At 69.9% G+C, this 16,013-nt stretch carries 17 protein-coding genes; 6 read left to right on the plus strand and 11 right to left on the minus strand.

Features of this window, described 5'->3' with window-relative positions; genetic code table 11:
• The first annotated feature begins 24 nt into the window (after nt 1-24).
• Nucleotides 25-1,581 (plus strand): glutamine-hydrolyzing GMP synthase, encoded by a 1,557-nt coding sequence (gene guaA, locus ACIBTM_RS17345; protein ID WP_395877634.1) that lies wholly within the window; start codon nt 25-27, stop codon nt 1,579-1,581.
• Between the two features lie 291 nt (nt 1,582-1,872).
• Here the strand turns inward: guaA and ACIBTM_RS17350 are convergent, their stop codons facing one another.
• Nucleotides 1,873-2,106 (minus strand): hypothetical protein, encoded by a 234-nt coding sequence (locus tag ACIBTM_RS17350; RefSeq protein ID WP_395877636.1) that lies wholly within the window; start codon nt 2,104-2,106, stop codon nt 1,873-1,875.
• Nucleotides 2,099-3,370: a PspC domain-containing protein gene (locus tag ACIBTM_RS17355; protein WP_395877638.1), complete on the minus strand. Its 1,272-nt coding sequence runs from the start codon at nt 3,368-3,370 to the stop codon at nt 2,099-2,101. Before ACIBTM_RS17355 ends, ACIBTM_RS17350 begins: the two co-directional genes overlap by 8 nt.
• Nucleotides 3,371-3,481: 111 nt before the next feature.
• Here ACIBTM_RS17355 and ACIBTM_RS17360 point away from each other — a divergent pair, with 111 nt between their 5' ends.
• From ACIBTM_RS17360 to ACIBTM_RS17370, 3 genes are read left to right on the plus strand one after another with little or no spacing between them, the layout of a single operon-like run.
• Nucleotides 3,482-4,837, plus strand: a complete 1,356-nt coding sequence (locus ACIBTM_RS17360; RefSeq protein WP_395877640.1) for a PspC domain-containing protein — start codon at nt 3,482-3,484, stop codon at nt 4,835-4,837.
• A 7-nt stretch (nt 4,838-4,844) separates the two neighbouring features.
• Nucleotides 4,845-5,552 carry a response regulator transcription factor gene (locus ACIBTM_RS17365; protein WP_085939730.1) on the plus strand — a complete coding sequence of 236 codons (708 nt, stop codon included), beginning with the start codon at nt 4,845-4,847 and terminating at the stop codon, nt 5,550-5,552.
• Nucleotides 5,553-5,936: a DUF4345 domain-containing protein gene (locus ACIBTM_RS17370; RefSeq protein ID WP_395877642.1), complete on the plus strand. Its 384-nt coding sequence runs from the start codon at nt 5,553-5,555 to the stop codon at nt 5,934-5,936.
• 66 nt (nt 5,937-6,002) lie between these two features.
• Here the strand turns inward: ACIBTM_RS17370 and ACIBTM_RS17375 are convergent, their stop codons facing one another.
• Both ACIBTM_RS17375 and ACIBTM_RS17380 read right to left on the minus strand, forming a co-directional pair.
• The gene (locus tag ACIBTM_RS17375; RefSeq protein ID WP_350591956.1) at nt 6,003-6,347 is read right to left on the minus strand and encodes a hypothetical protein; all 345 of its coding nucleotides are present in this window, start codon (nt 6,345-6,347) and stop codon (nt 6,003-6,005) included.
• On the minus strand, nt 6,344-7,285 hold the full coding sequence (locus tag ACIBTM_RS17380) for a DMT family transporter (protein WP_395877644.1): 942 nt from the start codon (nt 7,283-7,285) through the stop codon (nt 6,344-6,346). The genes ACIBTM_RS17375 and ACIBTM_RS17380 overlap by 4 nt, the downstream gene beginning before the upstream one ends.
• A 102-nt stretch (nt 7,286-7,387) precedes the next feature.
• Here ACIBTM_RS17380 and ACIBTM_RS17385 point away from each other — a divergent pair, with 102 nt between their 5' ends.
• Together ACIBTM_RS17385 and ACIBTM_RS17390 are read left to right on the plus strand one after the other, a co-directional pair.
• Nucleotides 7,388-8,320, plus strand: coding sequence for a LysR family transcriptional regulator (locus tag ACIBTM_RS17385; protein ID WP_016331184.1), 933 nt, complete (start codon nt 7,388-7,390; stop codon nt 8,318-8,320).
• A gap of 70 nt (nt 8,321-8,390) precedes the next feature.
• Nucleotides 8,391-9,059 (plus strand): alpha/beta hydrolase, encoded by a 669-nt coding sequence (locus ACIBTM_RS17390; RefSeq protein ID WP_395877647.1) that lies wholly within the window; start codon nt 8,391-8,393, stop codon nt 9,057-9,059.
• Here ACIBTM_RS17390 and ACIBTM_RS17395 read toward each other — a convergent pair.
• From ACIBTM_RS17395 to ACIBTM_RS17425, 7 genes are all read right to left on the minus strand, one after another.
• Nucleotides 9,056-10,090: a serine/threonine-protein kinase gene (locus tag ACIBTM_RS17395; RefSeq protein WP_395877649.1), complete on the minus strand. Its 1,035-nt coding sequence runs from the start codon at nt 10,088-10,090 to the stop codon at nt 9,056-9,058. The genes ACIBTM_RS17390 and ACIBTM_RS17395 overlap by 4 nt on opposite strands.
• Nucleotides 10,091-10,103: 13 nt before the next feature.
• Complete coding sequence (locus ACIBTM_RS17400; RefSeq protein WP_395877651.1) at nt 10,104-11,717, minus strand: serine/threonine-protein kinase; 1,614 nt, start codon at nt 11,715-11,717, stop codon at nt 10,104-10,106.
• Nucleotides 11,718-11,936: 219 nt separating this feature from the next.
• Nucleotides 11,937-12,782, minus strand: a complete 846-nt coding sequence (locus ACIBTM_RS17405) for a hypothetical protein (protein ID WP_395877653.1) — start codon at nt 12,780-12,782, stop codon at nt 11,937-11,939.
• Nucleotides 12,783-13,037: 255 nt separating this feature from the next.
• A complete protein-coding gene (locus ACIBTM_RS17410; RefSeq protein ID WP_395877655.1) occupies nt 13,038-14,276 on the minus strand; it encodes a hypothetical protein in 1,239 nt (412 codons plus the stop codon).
• Nucleotides 14,277-14,614: 338 nt separating this feature from the next.
• Nucleotides 14,615-14,920 (minus strand): hypothetical protein, encoded by a 306-nt coding sequence (locus tag ACIBTM_RS17415; RefSeq protein ID WP_350585017.1) that lies wholly within the window; start codon nt 14,918-14,920, stop codon nt 14,615-14,617.
• Between the two features lie 152 nt (nt 14,921-15,072).
• Nucleotides 15,073-15,360: a chorismate mutase gene (locus tag ACIBTM_RS17420; RefSeq protein ID WP_034304455.1), complete on the minus strand. Its 288-nt coding sequence runs from the start codon at nt 15,358-15,360 to the stop codon at nt 15,073-15,075.
• A 171-nt stretch (nt 15,361-15,531) separates the two neighbouring features.
• Complete coding sequence (locus tag ACIBTM_RS17425) at nt 15,532-15,951, minus strand: DUF1707 domain-containing protein (protein ID WP_395877657.1); 420 nt, start codon at nt 15,949-15,951, stop codon at nt 15,532-15,534.
• Between the last annotated feature and the right edge of the window lie 62 nt (nt 15,952-16,013).

Here is a 16,013-nt window from a genome sequence, read left to right on the forward strand (position 1 = left end):
GCTGCTCTGATCTGGAGGTTTCAGGTGCCCAGTCCCACCGGTCCGGTACTCGTCGTGGACTTCGGGGCGCAGTACGCGCAACTGATCGCGCGCCGGGTGCGTGAAGCGCAGGTCTACTCCGAGGTCGTCCCGCACACCGCCAGCGCCGAGGACATCCTCGCCAAGGACCCTTCCGCGATCATCCTTTCCGGTGGTCCTTCCAGCGTGTACGCGGAGAACGCGCCTGCCCTCGCCCCCGGGCTGGTCGACGCGGGCGTGCCGATCCTCGGCATCTGCTACGGCCACCAGGTGCTCGCGCAGGCCCTCGGCGGCACTGTCGAGCCGACCGGGATCCGCGAGTTCGGCCGCACTGAGGTCCGCGTCGCCGGTGAAGGCGGCGTCCTGCACGCCGGTCTCCCGGCCAACCAGCCCGCCTGGATGAGCCACAACGACAGCGTCACCAAGGCCCCCGAGGGCGCCACAGTGACCGCTTCGAGTGACGGCGCCGCCGTCGCCGGATTCGAAGACGTCGAGCGCCGCTTCGCCGGCGTCCAGTACCACCCCGAGGTGCACCACTCGCCGCACGGCCAGGAAGTGCTCCGCCGCTTCCTGCACGACATCGCGGGCATCAAGCCGCAGTGGACGACGTCGTCCATCGTCGACGACCAGGTCAAGCGCATCGTCGAGCAGGTCGGCGATGGCCGGGCGATCTGCGGGCTGTCCGGCGGCGTCGACTCCGCCGTGGCCGCCGCGCTGGTCCAGCGGGCCATCGGTGACCGGCTGACCTGTGTGTTCGTCGACCACGGACTGCTGCGCTCCGGCGAGCGCACCCAGGTCGAACGCGATTTCGTCGCCGCGACCGGGGTCAACCTGGTGACCGTCGACGCGCGGGACCGGTTCCTCGACGCGCTGGCCGGGGTCACCGACCCCGAGGAGAAGCGCAAGATCATCGGCCGCGAGTTCATCCGCGTGTTCGAGCAGGCCGAGCGCGACCTCAAGGCCGAGGGCGACTACAAGTTCCTGGTCCAGGGCACGCTGTACCCGGACGTCGTCGAATCCGGCGGCGGCGAGGGCGCGGCGAACATCAAAAGCCACCACAACGTCGGCGGGCTGCCCGACGACCTGCAGTTCGAGCTCGTCGAGCCGCTGCGTCTGCTGTTCAAGGACGAGGTGCGGCGTGTCGGGCTGGAGCTCGGGCTGCCGGAGACGATCGTGCAGCGGCAGCCGTTCCCCGGCCCTGGGCTCGGCATCCGGATCATCGGCGCCGTCGACGCCGAGCGGCTCGAGACGCTGCGCGCGGCGGACGCCATCGCGCGTGAGGAACTCACCGCGGCCGGGCTCGACGGTGAGATCTGGCAGTGCCCGGTGGTGCTGCTGGCCGACGTCCGCAGCGTCGGTGTCCAGGGCGACGGGCGGACCTACGGGCACCCGATCGTGCTGCGGCCGGTGTCGTCCGAGGACGCGATGACCGCGGACTGGACGCGGCTGCCGTACGAGGTGCTGGAGCGGATCTCGACCCGCATCACGAACGAGGTCGCCGAGGTGAACCGGGTGGTCCTGGACGTCACGTCCAAGCCGCCGGGCACCATCGAGTGGGAGTGACCGCTCCCGCCCCGACCTGCGTTTAGCGGGCTAATCGCGATCTGCCGGTCCTGGGGCACCCAGGTGACCGGATCGCGTTTAGCCCGCTAACTGCGCTCTGGGGCTTTGGGTACCCGCCGCGCCCCCGGATCGCGATTAGGGGGCTAAACGCAGGTCGGCGGGGGCGGGCACCTCGGCGACGCGGATCGCGTTTAGCCCGCTAAACGCAGGTCGGCGCAGGGGGTGGGGCAAGGCGAAGGCCCCGGCGAGGGGCCGGGGCCTTCGGAGTGGGGTGGATCGTGAGCGGCGCCGCTAGCGGCGGCTCTTGCGCAGCGAAGCGGCGAGCAGCAGGACGCCGACGAAGATCGCCCCACCCGCCATGACCCACCGGAAGTCGAACTGCGGGAGCCACGAGGAGCCGTCCGAGAGGACGTAACCCGACACCAGGAGTGTCACGATCCCGACGATCAGGGTGAAGACGTCCACCCCGCGCTTCGACGGCTGAGCCGACTGGGTCTGCGTGTTGTCGTAGTCGTACTCAGCCACGGCGCACCTCCACGTTCCCGACACCGTTCTTGACCTGCAAAGTGATCTTCTGCCCGTTGTCGCCCGGCGCGGTGAAGTCGACGGTGTCCTCGCCGACCCCCGAACGGGACTGACCGAGGCAGTCGACCTCGCCCGCGCCCGTCTCGCAGGAGACCTTCACTTCGGCCCCCGCCGGCACGAGCACCGTCGAGTTGCCCGCTCCGTTGGTGACCTTCGTGGTCACCGAAGCGCCCGCCGGCAGCTTGGTCAGGTCGATGTCGATGTCTCCCGCCGAGCGGTGGTACTCCGGCAGCACCTCGGACACCTGGACCGGCGTCGCCTGCAGGTCGCCGACACCGCCCTTCACGGAGAAGTTCTCGAACGGCACCGTGGTCAGCGCCATCCCGACGATCGCCAGCGGCACCGCGAGCCCGATCAGTCCGCGACCGCCCCGAACGAACGAACCGGCCACCAGGCCGATGCCGACCACACCCAGGGTGAGCCCGATGATGTGCTGCGGCGTGAACCACGCCTCGCCGTCCAAGCCGAGGACGGTGCCGACCCCGGCGACCAGTACGGCGATCCCGAAGGTCGCGACGCCGATCTTCGACTTGCGGCGACGGGGCATCGGCGGCGCGGGAGGCGGCGGAGGGGTCTGCGGCGGCAGTCCGCCGGACGGTGAGGCGTTCGGCAAATCCCAAGCGGACGGGTCGGCCGCGAGCGGGTCCCAGCCGCCCTCGGTCGCCGTCGAGGTGGAGGCCGCCGAAGCCGACGCCATCGAGAACGCGGCCGCCGGCTGGGCCGGGGTGGGCATCGACGGCCGGTTGAACTGGCCGCGGTTGCGGTGCAGCAGATACAGCGCGACGGCCATCAGCGCGAACCCGATCAGCCCGGTGCCGTCGGTCATCCAGCCGCCGCTCAAGGTCCAGGTGAGACCGGGGAACAGCAGGATCAGCAGCAGCACCGCGAACGCGGGCGAACTCGACGCGCGCCCACGGCCGATCAGGCCCTCGAACGCGGAAACGGCGTCACCTTCCTGCGGCAGGAAAAGCCAGCCCAGTAGATAGACGAAGACGCCGAAGCCACCGAACACGGTCGCGGCGACCAGCGCGACACGGACCACGGTCGGGTCGATGCCGTACCGGTAGCCGATGCCCGCGGCGACACCGGCGAACTTACGGCCGTGCGCCGGCCGGACCGGCCTGCTCCGCCAGAAATCCTTGACGGTCTCCTCGAAACCGGCCGCGGGGCCGCGCTTCGGAACGTGTGTCTCACTCCCACTCATGCCACAAAGAATGCGCCTCGGCGGGCCCCCGCCACATCCGGGAACGTCCCTGAGGTTTCCCCCAGCGGGAAGAGTCAGGGGTTTCCCCGATGGATCAGTACCCCACTCCGTGTGACCATGGAGAACGTGCAGGAATCCGCCCCCAACGACCTCGCCGAACAGGTGAAGCCGACGATCATCGAGCGCCCTCCGGTGCCCGTTCCCGGCAGCCTGTCCCCGGCACCGTTCGAGCCGCCCAAGATGTACCGCCGCCGTTCCGGCCGCGCCATCGCGGGTGTCGCCGGCGGTCTCGCCGACCACCTCGGCGTCAAGGTGCTCTGGGTCCGGACCGCGTTCGCGTTGCTGGCCGCCCTGAACGGTGCCGGCCTTCTCGCGTACGGCCTGCTCTGGGTGTTCGTCCAGCAGCAATCCGGCGAGGTCGAGCCGGAGAAATCCGCGCCGAAGGAGAAGCAGCAGGCCTTCGGGCTCATGGCGCTGGGTGTCGGCCTCGCCGTCGCCAGCGGCACGCTGACCGGCCTGATCAGCGGCTGGGTCGCCATTCCGCTGGCGCTGGCGATGATCGGTGCGGCCGTCGTCTGGCGCGAGGCCGACGAGTCGCAGCGACGGCGTTGGCGCATCAGCGCCAAGGGCGGGGTCGCCACGGCGTTCCTCGGCGGCGGGGGCTGGTCGGCCGCGATCCGCGTGGTCGCCGGTGTCGCGCTGGTGATGACCGGCATCGGCGTCGTCGTCCTGGAAAGCGGCAGTATCGACCAGGTCAAGTTCGCGCTGGTCGCCGTGATCGCGACGCTGTTCGGTGTCGCCGTGCTGACCGTCCCGTTCTGGCTGCGCCTGGTCCGCGACCTGTCCGACGAGCGCACCGCCCGCATCCGCACCGACGAACGCGCCGAGATCGCCGCGCATCTGCACGACTCGGTCCTCCAGACCCTCGCGCTGATCCAGAAACAGGCGGAATCGCCACGCGAGGTCGCCAGGCTCGCGCGCGGTCAGGAACGTGAGCTGCGTGGCTGGCTGTACGGGCCGTCGGGGTACGGCAAGAGCAAGAAGACCGAGGAAGAGGCCATCAGCGGTCAGCTGTCCGAAGTGCTCGCGGCCGCGTGCGGCGAGGTCGAGGACGCGTTCGCGATCTCGGTGCAGCAGGTCGTCGTGGGGGAGGCGACGCTGAACGAGCCGCTGACCGCGCTGGTCCAGGCGGCACGGGAAGCGATCGTCAACGCCGCCAAGCACGCGGGCGTCGACGAGGTCAGCGTGTACGCCGAGGTCGAGCCGACAGCGGTCACGGTGTTCGTGCGCGACCGGGGCAAGGGGTTCGATCCCGACGTCGTGCCGAGCGACCGGCACGGTCTCGCCGATTCCATCCGGGGGCGGATGGAGCGGCACGGAGGGAAGCTGAAACTGCGTACCGCACCGGGTGAAGGAACCGAGGTCCAGCTGGAGATGCCGGTCAAGGCGGGGAAGGGCGCGGCGTGAGGTCGCTATGCTCACGGGACAGGGCGAGCGAGGGAGCATCGTGACGGAAAACCAGCAGACGCGGGAGCCGGTCAAGGTCTTCCTCGTCGACGACCACGCGCTCTTCCGGGCGGGTGTGCGCACCGAACTGGACTCGATCACCGACGACGTCCGCGTGGTCGGTGAGGCGGGCTCGGTGGCCGAGGCGGTCGCGGGCATCGCCCGGACCAAACCGCAGGTCGTGCTGCTCGACGTGCATATGCCGGACGGTGGCGGTGCCGAGGTGCTGCGCCGGGTCCGGCCGGAACTGCCGGACGTCGTGTTCCTCGCGCTGTCGGTCTCCGACGCCGCGGAGGACGTGATCGCCGTGATCCGCGCGGGGGCGCGGGGATACGTCACGAAGACGATCTCGTCGAAGGAGCTCGTGCGAGCCGTCGTGCGGGTCTCGGACGGGGACGCGGTGTTCTCGCCGCGGCTGGCCGGGTTCGTGCTCGACGCGTTCGCCGACCGGCCGGGTTCCGCGCCGATCAGCGACCCGGACCTCGACCTGCTGACCCCGCGGGAACGCGACGTGCTGCGGCTGCTCGCGCGCGGGTACGCGTACAAGGAGATCGCGTCGGAGCTGTTCATCTCGGTGAAGACCGTCGAGACCCATGTGTCGAGCGTCCTGCGGAAGACGCAGCTTTCGAACCGGTACGAGCTTTCCCGCTGGGCTTCCGACCGGCGTCTCGTCTAGATGGCGCCTGTTCTCATCGGCCTGGTGGCCGCGTTCTTCCTGGGCATGGGACTGCTCGGGCTCGCCGCGCCGAAGCGGCTGATCCGGCCGTTCGGCATCTCGTTGGAGTCGGCGACGGCACGGACCGAAGTGCGGGCCGTCTACGGCGGCTTCGGGGTGGCTGTCGCGGTGCTGCTCGGGTTCGCGGCTTTCGACGTCGGCGGGATACAGCGGGGCGTCGCGATCGCGGTGGCCGTCGCGCTCGCCGGGATGGCCTTCGGGCGGCTGGTCGCGCGGTTCGCGGAACGGCCCGAGCGGTTCTATCCGAGCTGGTTCTACTTCTGGGTGGAGATCGTTCTCGCCGCCTTGCTCATCCTCGCGGCCCTGACACCGGATCGCGTTTAGCGGGCTAAACGCGATCCGGCGAGCCCCCAGGCCCCACCGCATCGCGTTTAGCCCGCTAAACGCAGGTCAGCGGAATTCGTGGGTGACCTCGATCTTCCCCACGATGTGCGTGTTGAACTCGGCCAGGTCCTCGGCCGGGACCCAGAGCTCCAGGATCGTCTTCCCGCCCGCCTGCTGGACGGGGTACCGCTCGACGAACGAGGTCTCGACCTCGAACCGCGTCACGAACCCCGCGCCGCTGTAGCGCACGTTCCAGTCACGGGCGATCTTGATCGCGTAGTCCTCGTTCAGCACCGGGTAGAAGATCGGCTGCTCCGGAAGCCTCGGCGGCCACTCGCGCCACCCCGACTCGCGGACGAGGTCGAGCTCGACGGGTCCGGTGGGGCGCCACAGCGTCGTCGTGTCCGTCATGGCGCGACCTTATCGGCGGTGGCCAAGGGGCGCTCGACCTGCGGAGTGGTAGCAAAGGTCCCTTGCTCCCTCGGGCGGAGCCGGGTCAGCGCGACCCCGCCCAGCACGACGACCATCCCGGCGATCACCCGCAGGTTCAGCGGCTCGGCCAGGAACACCGCGCCGAGCAGCACCGAGACCACCGGCAGCAGGTACCCGACGATCGACGCCGCCACGGCACCCTCGCTCGCGAGGAGCTGGTAGTTCAGCGCGAACGCGATCCCGGTCGACCCGATCCCCAGGATCACCACCGCGACGATCGCGCCGGTGCTCAGGTGCACCGGTTCGAAGCCGCCCATCGGCATCGCGAGCAGCAGGAACCCGGTCGCCAGCAGCATCTGCCCGCCGGCCAGCGACAACGGCGAGTCACCGGTGCCGGTGAGGTACTTGCCTTCGTAGACGAACGCGAAGCCGTAGCTCGCGGCCGCCGCGAGGCACGCCAGCGCGCCCCAGCTGAGCAGGCCGGAGGCCTCCCACGGCGCGAAGATCAGCAGGATCCCGGCGAGTCCGACGACGAGCCCGGCGACGCGGAGCGCGGTCATCCGCGTGCGCGCTCCCAGCATCGGCGCGGCGACCAGCACCCACAGCGGCGTCGTCGAGTTCAGCACGCCGGTGATCCCCGAATCGACCGTCAGTTCACCCCACGCGAACAGCAGGAACGGCAACGCGTTGTGGAAGAACGCCGCGACGGCCAGGTGTCCCCAGATCCGCCGTCCCGACGGCAGCCTGTCCCTGCCCAGATAGCAGAGCCCGATCAGTACCGCCGCGCCGAGCGCCACCCGCGCCAGCACCAGCTGCACCGGCGTGAACGCGCCGAGCCCCAGTTTGATCCAGAAGAAACTCGATCCCCACATGAGCGCAAGCGCGCCGATACGCAGCAGGGTCTTCGTCTCGCCCACCCCAGTCCTCCTTAAGTGCCTGGCCCAGCTTTGCCGGGCCGACGCGTAAGGACAAGCGAAAATAACTGCAGGGAGCCTTAAGAAGAACTGTACGATCGGAGCATGCTGGACGTCCGCCGCATGCAGGTCCTCCGAGCCGTCATCAGCAGCGGTTCGATCACCGCCGCCGCCCGGAACCTCGGCTACACACCTTCCGCGATCAGCCAGCAATTGTCCACCCTGGAAAGGGAAGCGGGCGTCGAACTGCTCGAACGCGTCGGCCGCGGCGTGCGGCCGACGCCCGCCGGTTCGCTGCTGTCCGAACACGCGGAAACGCTGAGCACGCAGCTCGCCAAGGCCGAAGCCGCGCTCACCGAGCTCAAGGAAGGCCGCACGGGCAGGCTCGCGATCCGCTATTTCGCGACCGCCGGCGCGTCGCTGGTGCCCTTGGCCGTCGCCGCGCTGCGCCGGGACTTCCCTGGTGTCCGCCTCGACCTGAAACTGGTCGAGCCCGACGATTCGATGCCCGAGATCGAGTCGGGCAAGGCCGACGTCGCGATGATCGTGCTCCCCAGCAGCACTCCCCGGATCAAGGGCGTCGAGTACATCCACCTCCTCGACGACCCGTACCGCGCGATCCTGCCGAAGAACCACCGGCTCGCCCGCAAACGCGTTCTCGATCTCGGCGAGCTCGCGGAGGATCCGTGGGTCGGCGTCGACGGTCTCCCCGGCGCCTGCCGCGACATCCTGCTCGACGCCTGCGGCGCGGCCGGATTCGCCCCGAACCACGTCGTCGAATCCGAGGATTACCAGACGGCACAAGGGTTCGTGGCCGCCGGGCTCGGCGTGGCGCTGATCCCGGAGCTCGGCCTCGGCGCCCCGCATCCCGGCGTCGCCATCCGCAAGGTCCGCCGCCCGGATCCGGTGCGGTCCATCCACGCCGCCGTCGCCGCGCACGCCAGGGAACACCCCGCGGTGCGGCGGTTCCTCGGCGCGATCCGCGAAGGGGCCGGACAGGCAAGCGGGAATGGCCGAGTGGGCACGAAAACCGGCTGAGCTTGAACAGCCGCGACGGCGGTCGACAACCTGGCAGGGAAGCCATATTCCCGCCAGCGAAAGGACTTCCGTGCGTCCCCTGATCGTCCTGCACGGCTCATGGCACCAGCCCGCCCATTTCGACGACGTCGTCGAACGCCTCCGCCGGGACGGCGTCGAGGTCACCGTCCCCGACCTCGGCGCGCGCCCGATCGCCGAAACCACCCAGGCCGTCCAGGAAATCGTCGACAAGGCGGCCGAGCCACCGGTGGTGCTCGCGCACTCCTTCGGCGGCCTGACCGCCAGCGGGCTCCAGGGGACCTCGCATCTGATCTACCTGGCCGGGATCGTCAGCGAGCCGGGTGAAACCGCGCAGCACTGGATCGAGCGGATCAGCGAGGAAACGGGCCGCGAACCCCAGCAGCTGCCCTTGATCTTCGACGATGAAGGCTGGACCCATCTCGACCTCGCCGCCGTCCGCGAGGCCATGTACGCCGACTGCACGGACGCCGTCGCCGAGCGCGCCACGGCCCTGCTGCGGCCGGAGCCCGTCACGATCTTCGACGAGTCGCCGGAAGGCTCGGCGTGGAAGGACACCCCGACCACGTACGTCACCTGCACCGAAGACCGGGCGCTCGTCCCGGAAATGGTCGTCCACTTCGCCGCCCGGTGCGACACGACGGTGACCTGGCGTGCGAGCCACAGCCCATACCTCAGCCGTCCCGTCGAACTGGCGACACTGGTCCGCGAGCGGCTCTAAATCAGGAAGAGCTCCGCGAACAGCACGCCGATCAGGATCGCCGCCACGACGGCACCCACCGTGATCAGCCATTTCCGGGTGTCCGGCGACTTCGCGGCCGCCGGCGCGGCGGGAGCGTACTGCTGAGCCAGCGGCGCGTACTGCGGCTGCGGCGGCTGATACTGCTGCGGGGCGAACTGCGGAACCGGCTGCTGCGACGGCTGGTGCGTCGGGATCGGCATCGAGGCCGGGACCGTCGGCATCGCGGGGGCGGTCGGCGGGATGAACGCCGTCTGCCGCCCCTCGGTGATCGCGCCCAGCGAGCGGACCGTGTCCGCCATCGTCGGCCGCGCGTCCGGCTCCGCCCGCAGCATCTTGCGCAGCGCACCGGCCAGCGGCCCGGCGGTCTGCGGCGGCCGTTCCGAGGACTCGCCGTCCTCGCCGAACGGCGGCACCCCCTCGACGGCCGTGTACAGCGTCGCGCCCAGCGAGAACACGTCGGACGCCGAAGTCGCCGGTTCGCCGCGCGCCACCTCGGGCGCCCGGTACGCCGGGCTCGCGCCGCCACCGGTGATGCCGATGTCGGTGAGCTTCACGCCGCCGTCGTCGGCCAGCAGGACGGTGCCCGGCTCGACGGTCCGGTGCACCACCCCGGCTTCGTGCATCGCGGCCAGCGCGCGGCCGAGGACGATGCCCAGCCCCGCGGCCTGTTCCGCGGTGAGCCTGCCGTGCTCGGCGAGGAAGGTCGCCATCCCGCGGGACGGGATGTACTCCATCACCAGCCACACGTCCGCCCCGTCGGGCAGCACGTCGTACACCTTGATGGCGGTGGCGTGCTCGAACTTGGCCGCGTCCTTGCCTTCTTGGATGACGACGGCCTTGGCCTGCTCCGCCCGGTCCGGCGGCAGGCCGACGGGCAGATACATGCGCTTCATCGCGACCGTGCGCAGCAGACGGGTGTCGAACGCCAGCCACACGATGCCCGCCCGGCCACGCCCGATGGGCTGGTCGAGGCGGTATCGGCCGCCGACGATGGAACCTTCAGAACTCAATGCAATCCTCGGATCACGTTCCAGCCGGGGTCGAACTCACCGGCGGGTCGGTCGGCTCATTGGACGAGGTCGGTGTCGTCGGAGTCGTCGTCTTCGACGGCGGCTTGACGGAACTCTTCGAACTGGTCGGCCGATCCGGCTCATCCGTCTGGCTCGCCTTGCTCGACGTCTTCTTCGACGAAGTCGTCTCCCTTGGCGGCTCGGACGACTGCGTCTCCGTCGGCGTTTCCGTCGTCTCCGGAGCCGAAGACGTCGCCGAAGGAGTCGGCTTCGTCGACGAGTTCCCCACCTGCGCGGGCGTCTCCGGGTTGTTCGGGCTCAGCAGCCAGAAGCCCAGCGCGGCCAGTGCCACGACCACGACACCGCCGATGATCGCGGGCTTCTTCCACGCGCCCGGCTTCTCGTCGTCCTCGTCCACCGGGCTGGTCTGCGCGCGGGCGGGCGGCGGCGGGGGCTGGTCGTCGTAGTCGTCGTCGTAGGGATCGTCGTCGTAGCCGCCGGCGGGGATCGGGACGGCGCGCGTGGGCGCGGGACCGCCGCCGGGGTGGCCGCGTTCGGCCAGCAACGCCGTCTCGTCGTAGTTGTCGTACCCGTCGTAGTCGTCTTCCGGGTATCCCGACGCGGGCGGCTGGTGGTAGTCGTCCTCGTCGTAGTACGAACCGGCCGCGGCCTGCTCGTCGAGGAGTGAACCCGAATGACCGGCGGCCTCGCTGTCGAGCGCCTGGGTCACGCCTCCGCCGGCGAGCGCGCCCGCGATCGGCGCGGCGAGCACGGTGTCGTCGGCGGGACCGCCCAGCGGAGTTTCACCCCGTGCGACGGCGGCGAGCAGCTCTTCGCACTCTTCGGCGGTGGGCCGGTGCCGCACCTCCGGGTGCAGCAGCACGGCCAGCACGCTGGCGAGCGGGCCGGATTGCCGCGGCGGGATGATCTGCCCGGCCGCGACCGCGTGCAGGAGGCTCAGCGTGTTCTCGCTGAGGCCGAACGGCGGCTGGCCTTCGCAAGCGGCGTAGAGCGTCGAGCCGAGCGAGAAGACGTCCGACTCCGGGCCGGGGTCGCCGCCGATGGCGACCTCGGGCGCCAGGTAGGCGGGGGTCCCGGCGATCATCCCGGTCTTCGTGACCGTGACGTCGTCCTTGGCCCGCGAGATGCCGAAGTCGGTGATCTTCACGGTGCCGTTGGGCGCCAGCAGGATGTTGCCGGGCTTGATGTCGCGGTGCACGATGCCGACTGCGTGCGCCTCGGTCAGCGCCGCCGCGACCTGCGCGCCGATCCGCGCGACCTCCGTCGGCGGCAGCGTCCGCTCCTCCTGCAGCACCTGGGCGAGACTCGTGGAGTTCAGGTACTCCATGATCAGGCACGGCTGGCCGTTGTCGTCGGTGACGACGTCGAACACCGAGATGGCGTTCGGGTGGTGCAGTCTCGCGGCGATCCGTCCTTCACGCATCGTGCGCTGGCGGGCGTCTTCGGCGTCGTGAGCCTCAAGCCCGGGTTGCAGCAGCAACTGTTTGATCGCCACCGTGCGGCCGAGTACCTCGTCGTGCGCTTGCCACACGGCCCCCATCGCGCCCGTGCCGATCCGCCCGGCGATGCGATATCGACCGGCGACCAGGCGACCCTCGTCGCTCACGCGACCTCCCTTTGGGCTCCGTCTTCACGTCGCGGAGTCGTCCGCGTACGCGGTGCGGCCTTCAGCACGCCACAGCGTTGGAGCGTATGCACATGTAGTGGTCTGTGTGCCGGCTTTTCCGAGACCGACTCGTGACAAGGCTAGGCGCTCACTCTGCGCACACACACGCGGCACACTCTGATCGCCCTGGGTGGAGGCCTGTTACACGCGCGGTGTTCGTCACATGTGTTGCGCGGACAGCAGCCGTGCGTCGGTGATCAGGCCGGTCGTCTCGTCGGCGAATTCCAGTACCTGGGTGACCCGGAGCAGGCCGCCGTCCGGATCGCGCATGGTCACCACGGCGAGGATGGTGCCGTCGGCCTGCTCCCGGATGTCCTGGATCTGGATGGCGTCCATCGCGCTCCAGGCCTCGATCAGCTTGCCGGCCTCGGACTCGGCCAATACCGGCGTGATCAGCGACATCGCGCCGTAGGGATCGGCGTCGACGGTCTGGTAGAACTTCCGGACCGCGTCGATCTTGCCCTCGGCCGTGCTGACCGCGGCGGGCTTGGCGGACTGCTGTGAGCTGGTGCTGCTGGACGACGATCCCCGCGGCGGGAGCGAACCCGCGCCGGTGCCCGAAGACGGGTGGGGTTTCGTGCTGGTGCCCGACGTCGTCGGCGTCTCCTGCTTCCGCTGCGGCTCGGTGGAGTCCGGGACGGCGAGACCGCCGAGCGCGGCGGCTCCGCTCATCACCTTGGGTGCGGCGCCCGGCGCCGTGCCGCTCTCCCGCTGGGTGCCCGCGAGTACGCCCGCGGTGACGACGGCGCCCGCGACCAGCAGTCCGGCGGCGACCAGCCCGGCCAGCTTGGCCCGCCGGGCGGCGCGGCTCTCCGGCTCGTCTTCCTCGGGCTCGGGCCGCGGCGCGGGCTCTTCGCGGATGCGCGCGGGTACGAACTTCTGCGGCTCGCGGAAGACCTGCTCGAGGTACTCGCGGTCGACGCGGGTGTCGTTCAGGATCTCTTCCGGGATGACGTCCTCGACACGTACGGCGTCCTCACGCCGTATGCGTTGTCGATCAAGCACGAAATTCCTCGCTCTGGTCCGGGGCAGGCGTTGGGCCGTTCGGCCGACGCCTCTGGTCCGCGCGGCCGTCTTCTGAACGGTGCGGACCCTGCAGTCGTCAGGTAACCCTGTACGGACGGTGCACGGCCAGGCTCTATCGCCGGAATGCCGTCGCGATACGACGAACGGCAGCTTAGGTCACCCACCCGGACCAGGGACGACCGCTCAACGCACCGCACGTGCAGAGGAACAGGACACTTGCACGTGCGTGGTGCCCTACATGCCGTCGTCGACGATCTTGGCGTCGTCACCGAAGGTGAACGTGCGCTGTTCCATGGTCTTCGTACCGTCTTTGTGCGTGACCTCGACGGTGTTGACCGTGACGCCGCGGCGCTGGTCGATGCTGACCTTCTTCACCTCGAAGTAGGCGACGTTCGCGTAGCGCTCACGGAGCCCCTGAGCGCCTTCTTCGCCCAGGCTGCCGGAGGTCACCGAGGACGCCTCTTGAGGGTTGGTGGTGACGGAGTTGAGGAAGATCTCGGTGTTGTCGCCCATCGCCTGCGCGTCCTGATGCTCCGAGTACCAGGCGGCCGTCGTGGTGGTGCGGTCGGCGGGCACGACCGGCGGCTTCTGCGGCCGGTTGCTCGACGACGGCGCGGACCCGGACGTGACCGGTCCGCCCGTGTCGGGCCGCGACGAGCCGGTCCCGGTGCTGTCACTCTCCGACGAGGTGCCGGAGTTGGCGGAACTGCGGTCGTCCCTGGTGGAGGAATCGGTCTCGGATTCGGAGGGGTTGCCCGCGGCGCCGCCCTGCGGCGGGGTGGTCGGATTGCCGGCGAGGCCGTCCTGGCTCAGCGGGCTGCCGCCGCGGTATCCGGGCCAGCCGCCTTGGCTCTGCTGCTCCGGGAGGGGTTTGCCGACCAGGAACGAACCGGCGAAGAGCAGGCCGACCACGACCAGCGCCGACGCCGCCGCCGCGAACCAGGCGGCCTTGCGCCAGGTCTTGGGCGGGGTCACCGAGGCGGGCACCGAACCGAGGTCGAAGGTGCTCAGGCCGTCGAGGGGCGGGGCGACGTAGACGCGGACGTCGCTGTCGTCGATCTCCGCCGGCTCGGGACGGCGGGGGGAGGGGGCGGCCAGTGTCACCTTCGTGCGCTGGGCGGCCTTCGCGCGCCGCTCCTCGACGGGAGACAGGGCGGGTTCGGTCAACGACACCTCGACGCTGGCCGGACGTGCTGGGTGCTCCACGGGCACGTCGCGAGCGGGCTGGGGGAGCGGCAGCAGGCCGCTCGATGGGGCGTAGCCGGGGCTCGGCGCCCTCCTGTTCCGCGGTGGCGGCAGGGGAAGGGAACCGGTGGAGGGCGGGGCGAACTCGTGGTGCGCGTGGTGCCCGTGCCCGGTCGGGCGCTGCCGCCTCGGGGGCACGGGTGGAGTCCAGCTCTCGGCGCCGCCCGCCCGGTGACGGCCTGTCTGTGTGGTGCCGTTGCGTCCCTGGTGTTCCGCCCAGCCGTTCATGTCCGAGCGACCCCCTCACGGGCCCGCCCTGACGGCGATGTGACACCGGTTAAGCCGAACGGAGCAGTGGTTTCACGGGATCCCTCGCTTGCAGACTCCCGGGCACTCTCGTGAGCAAATGCACGCGCATACGACTGGGGGCGCGCGGGGCCATCGCCCCCGCGCGCCATGCGGGCATCGCCCGACCCAGACGCAAGGGTCCTCACGAGGTCCACACTAAAAGTTCGACACCCGCAAGTCTTCACCCACTCTGCAAGTTGCAGATGTTTCACTCGGTCGGGCGCGGCCGAACGGGCCTCGGTGACGTAACGCAGTGCTATCGGTGCTGGTGAAGCCGTTCAGTTGCCGCTGCGGTACTTCTGCTGGGTCGACTGCAAGGCTTTCGTGGCGGTGATCCCGCTACCCGCAGCAAGCAAAATCGCGATGACGTCGAGCGTCGTTCCCCCACTCGTGAGCAGCCAGGCGAAAAGCGACGCGGCGGTGGTGCCCGCTGCGATCGGCCAGCGCGTCTTGACGTACTGGGCGATGGGAGTGCCACCCGCGCGCTTACCCGCCGCGTTGTTCAGCATGGCGAGATAACCGACATGACCCAATGCCGCCAGGACACCGGCGATCGCGATGATCACGGCGATGAGGTTAATCATGTGTCCAGTTTGCCTGGTCCCGAGCCGTCGTGGCTCGGGGAACACCCTGAGTTCCGCCTCACGGCACTGGATCGTGACGTGGCCGGATCGCGTTTAGCCCGCTAAACGCGATCCGGGTGCGCCGGCGGGGAGCAAGGGACCTTTGCTACCGCTTACCGCCCCAGCCTGCCCCGCCCCAGGTTGAGCAGCGCCATCGCCAGCTGCCGACCCTCCGGCCCGAGTTCGCGGTAGCGCGCGAGCACGTCCATCTCGCGGTTGTAGACGATCCTGGTGCCGCCCGCGGCCATCCTGGCCGCACCGATCGTCTTGGAGACTTCGACGCGGCGTTTGACCAGCCGCAGGATCTCGCCGTCGAGGAAGTCGATCTCCTTGCGGAGCTCGCCGATCTCTTCGGCCGTGGCGGTGGGTTCTTCGGCGTCCGGCTTCTGTGTGGTGCTCATCGGGACCTTTCTTCGGTCCGGATTCCCTGCTGGCCCCCGGAACAGCGTAAAGCCCCGGGGTCCGTGGACTCCGGGGCTTCGGGTGATGGCATTCGCGGCACTATGCGATCACGGGAGCCGGAGTCCGGGTCCCGTAAAAAAATCGCGTCGCGTGGTGCCGCATGCCGGTCATTATGCCACAGCGATGCCGTCCCCCGGCTTGAAGCGGCGGCGCGCTCCACGGACACGGGCGTGCACGAGGACGCTCATGGCCAGCCAGAACATCGGCATCGCCGGCCAGAAGAACGGCACCCCGGAGACCGTCCAGCGGGCGATCAGCAGCACCGAAAGCACGACGGCGATCGCGAGATGGATCCGTACCGCCGGATGCCCGAAGACGACCGGGCGCCGCCTCGGGGCGGGTTTCGGCAGATCCGAGGTGAGCGCGGCGAGGTCGTCCGTGTATTTCGCGGAATACACAGCGCTCAGCCGGTCTTCCACCTCTTCGAGAGTGAGACGGCCTTCACCGCCGGCGGCCTGGATACGGGAGGCGACCTGTTCCCGGTCGGTGTCGGCGGCCCTGAGCCTGGAGGGAATTCCGTTGGTGTCCATGGCATCCGATCCTCCGCCGCGAACACCGCCAGCGCGTCGGACGGCAGGCGGCAACACCGCCT

The sequence above is a fragment of the Amycolatopsis sp. NPDC049868 genome, assembly GCF_044461365.1.
Taxonomy (GTDB): domain Bacteria; phylum Actinomycetota; class Actinomycetes; order Mycobacteriales; family Pseudonocardiaceae; genus Amycolatopsis.

Bases quoted from the DNA above. Each gene is read 5' to 3' on its own strand.
- ACIBTM_RS17355 (WP_395877638.1), bottom strand. From the start codon at position 3,370: ATGAGTGGGAGTGAGACACACGTTCCGAAGCGCGGCCCCGCGGCCGGT.
- ACIBTM_RS17365 (WP_085939730.1), top strand. From the start codon at position 4,845: ATGCTCACGGGACAGGGCGAGCGAGGGAGCATCGTGACGGAAAACCAG.
- ACIBTM_RS17370 (WP_395877642.1), top strand. From the start codon at position 5,553: ATGGCGCCTGTTCTCATCGGCCTGGTGGCCGCGTTCTTCCTGGGCATG.
- ACIBTM_RS17375 (WP_350591956.1), bottom strand. From the start codon at position 6,347: ATGACGGACACGACGACGCTGTGGCGCCCCACCGGACCCGTCGAGCTC.
- ACIBTM_RS17385 (WP_016331184.1), top strand. From the start codon at position 7,388: ATGCTGGACGTCCGCCGCATGCAGGTCCTCCGAGCCGTCATCAGCAGC.
- ACIBTM_RS17410 (WP_395877655.1), bottom strand. From the start codon at position 14,276: ATGAACGGCTGGGCGGAACACCAGGGACGCAACGGCACCACACAGACA.
- ACIBTM_RS17415 (WP_350585017.1), bottom strand. From the start codon at position 14,920: ATGATTAACCTCATCGCCGTGATCATCGCGATCGCCGGTGTCCTGGCG.
- ACIBTM_RS17420 (WP_034304455.1), bottom strand. From the start codon at position 15,360: ATGAGCACCACACAGAAGCCGGACGCCGAAGAACCCACCGCCACGGCC.
- ACIBTM_RS17425 (WP_395877657.1), bottom strand. From the start codon at position 15,951: ATGGACACCAACGGAATTCCCTCCAGGCTCAGGGCCGCCGACACCGAC.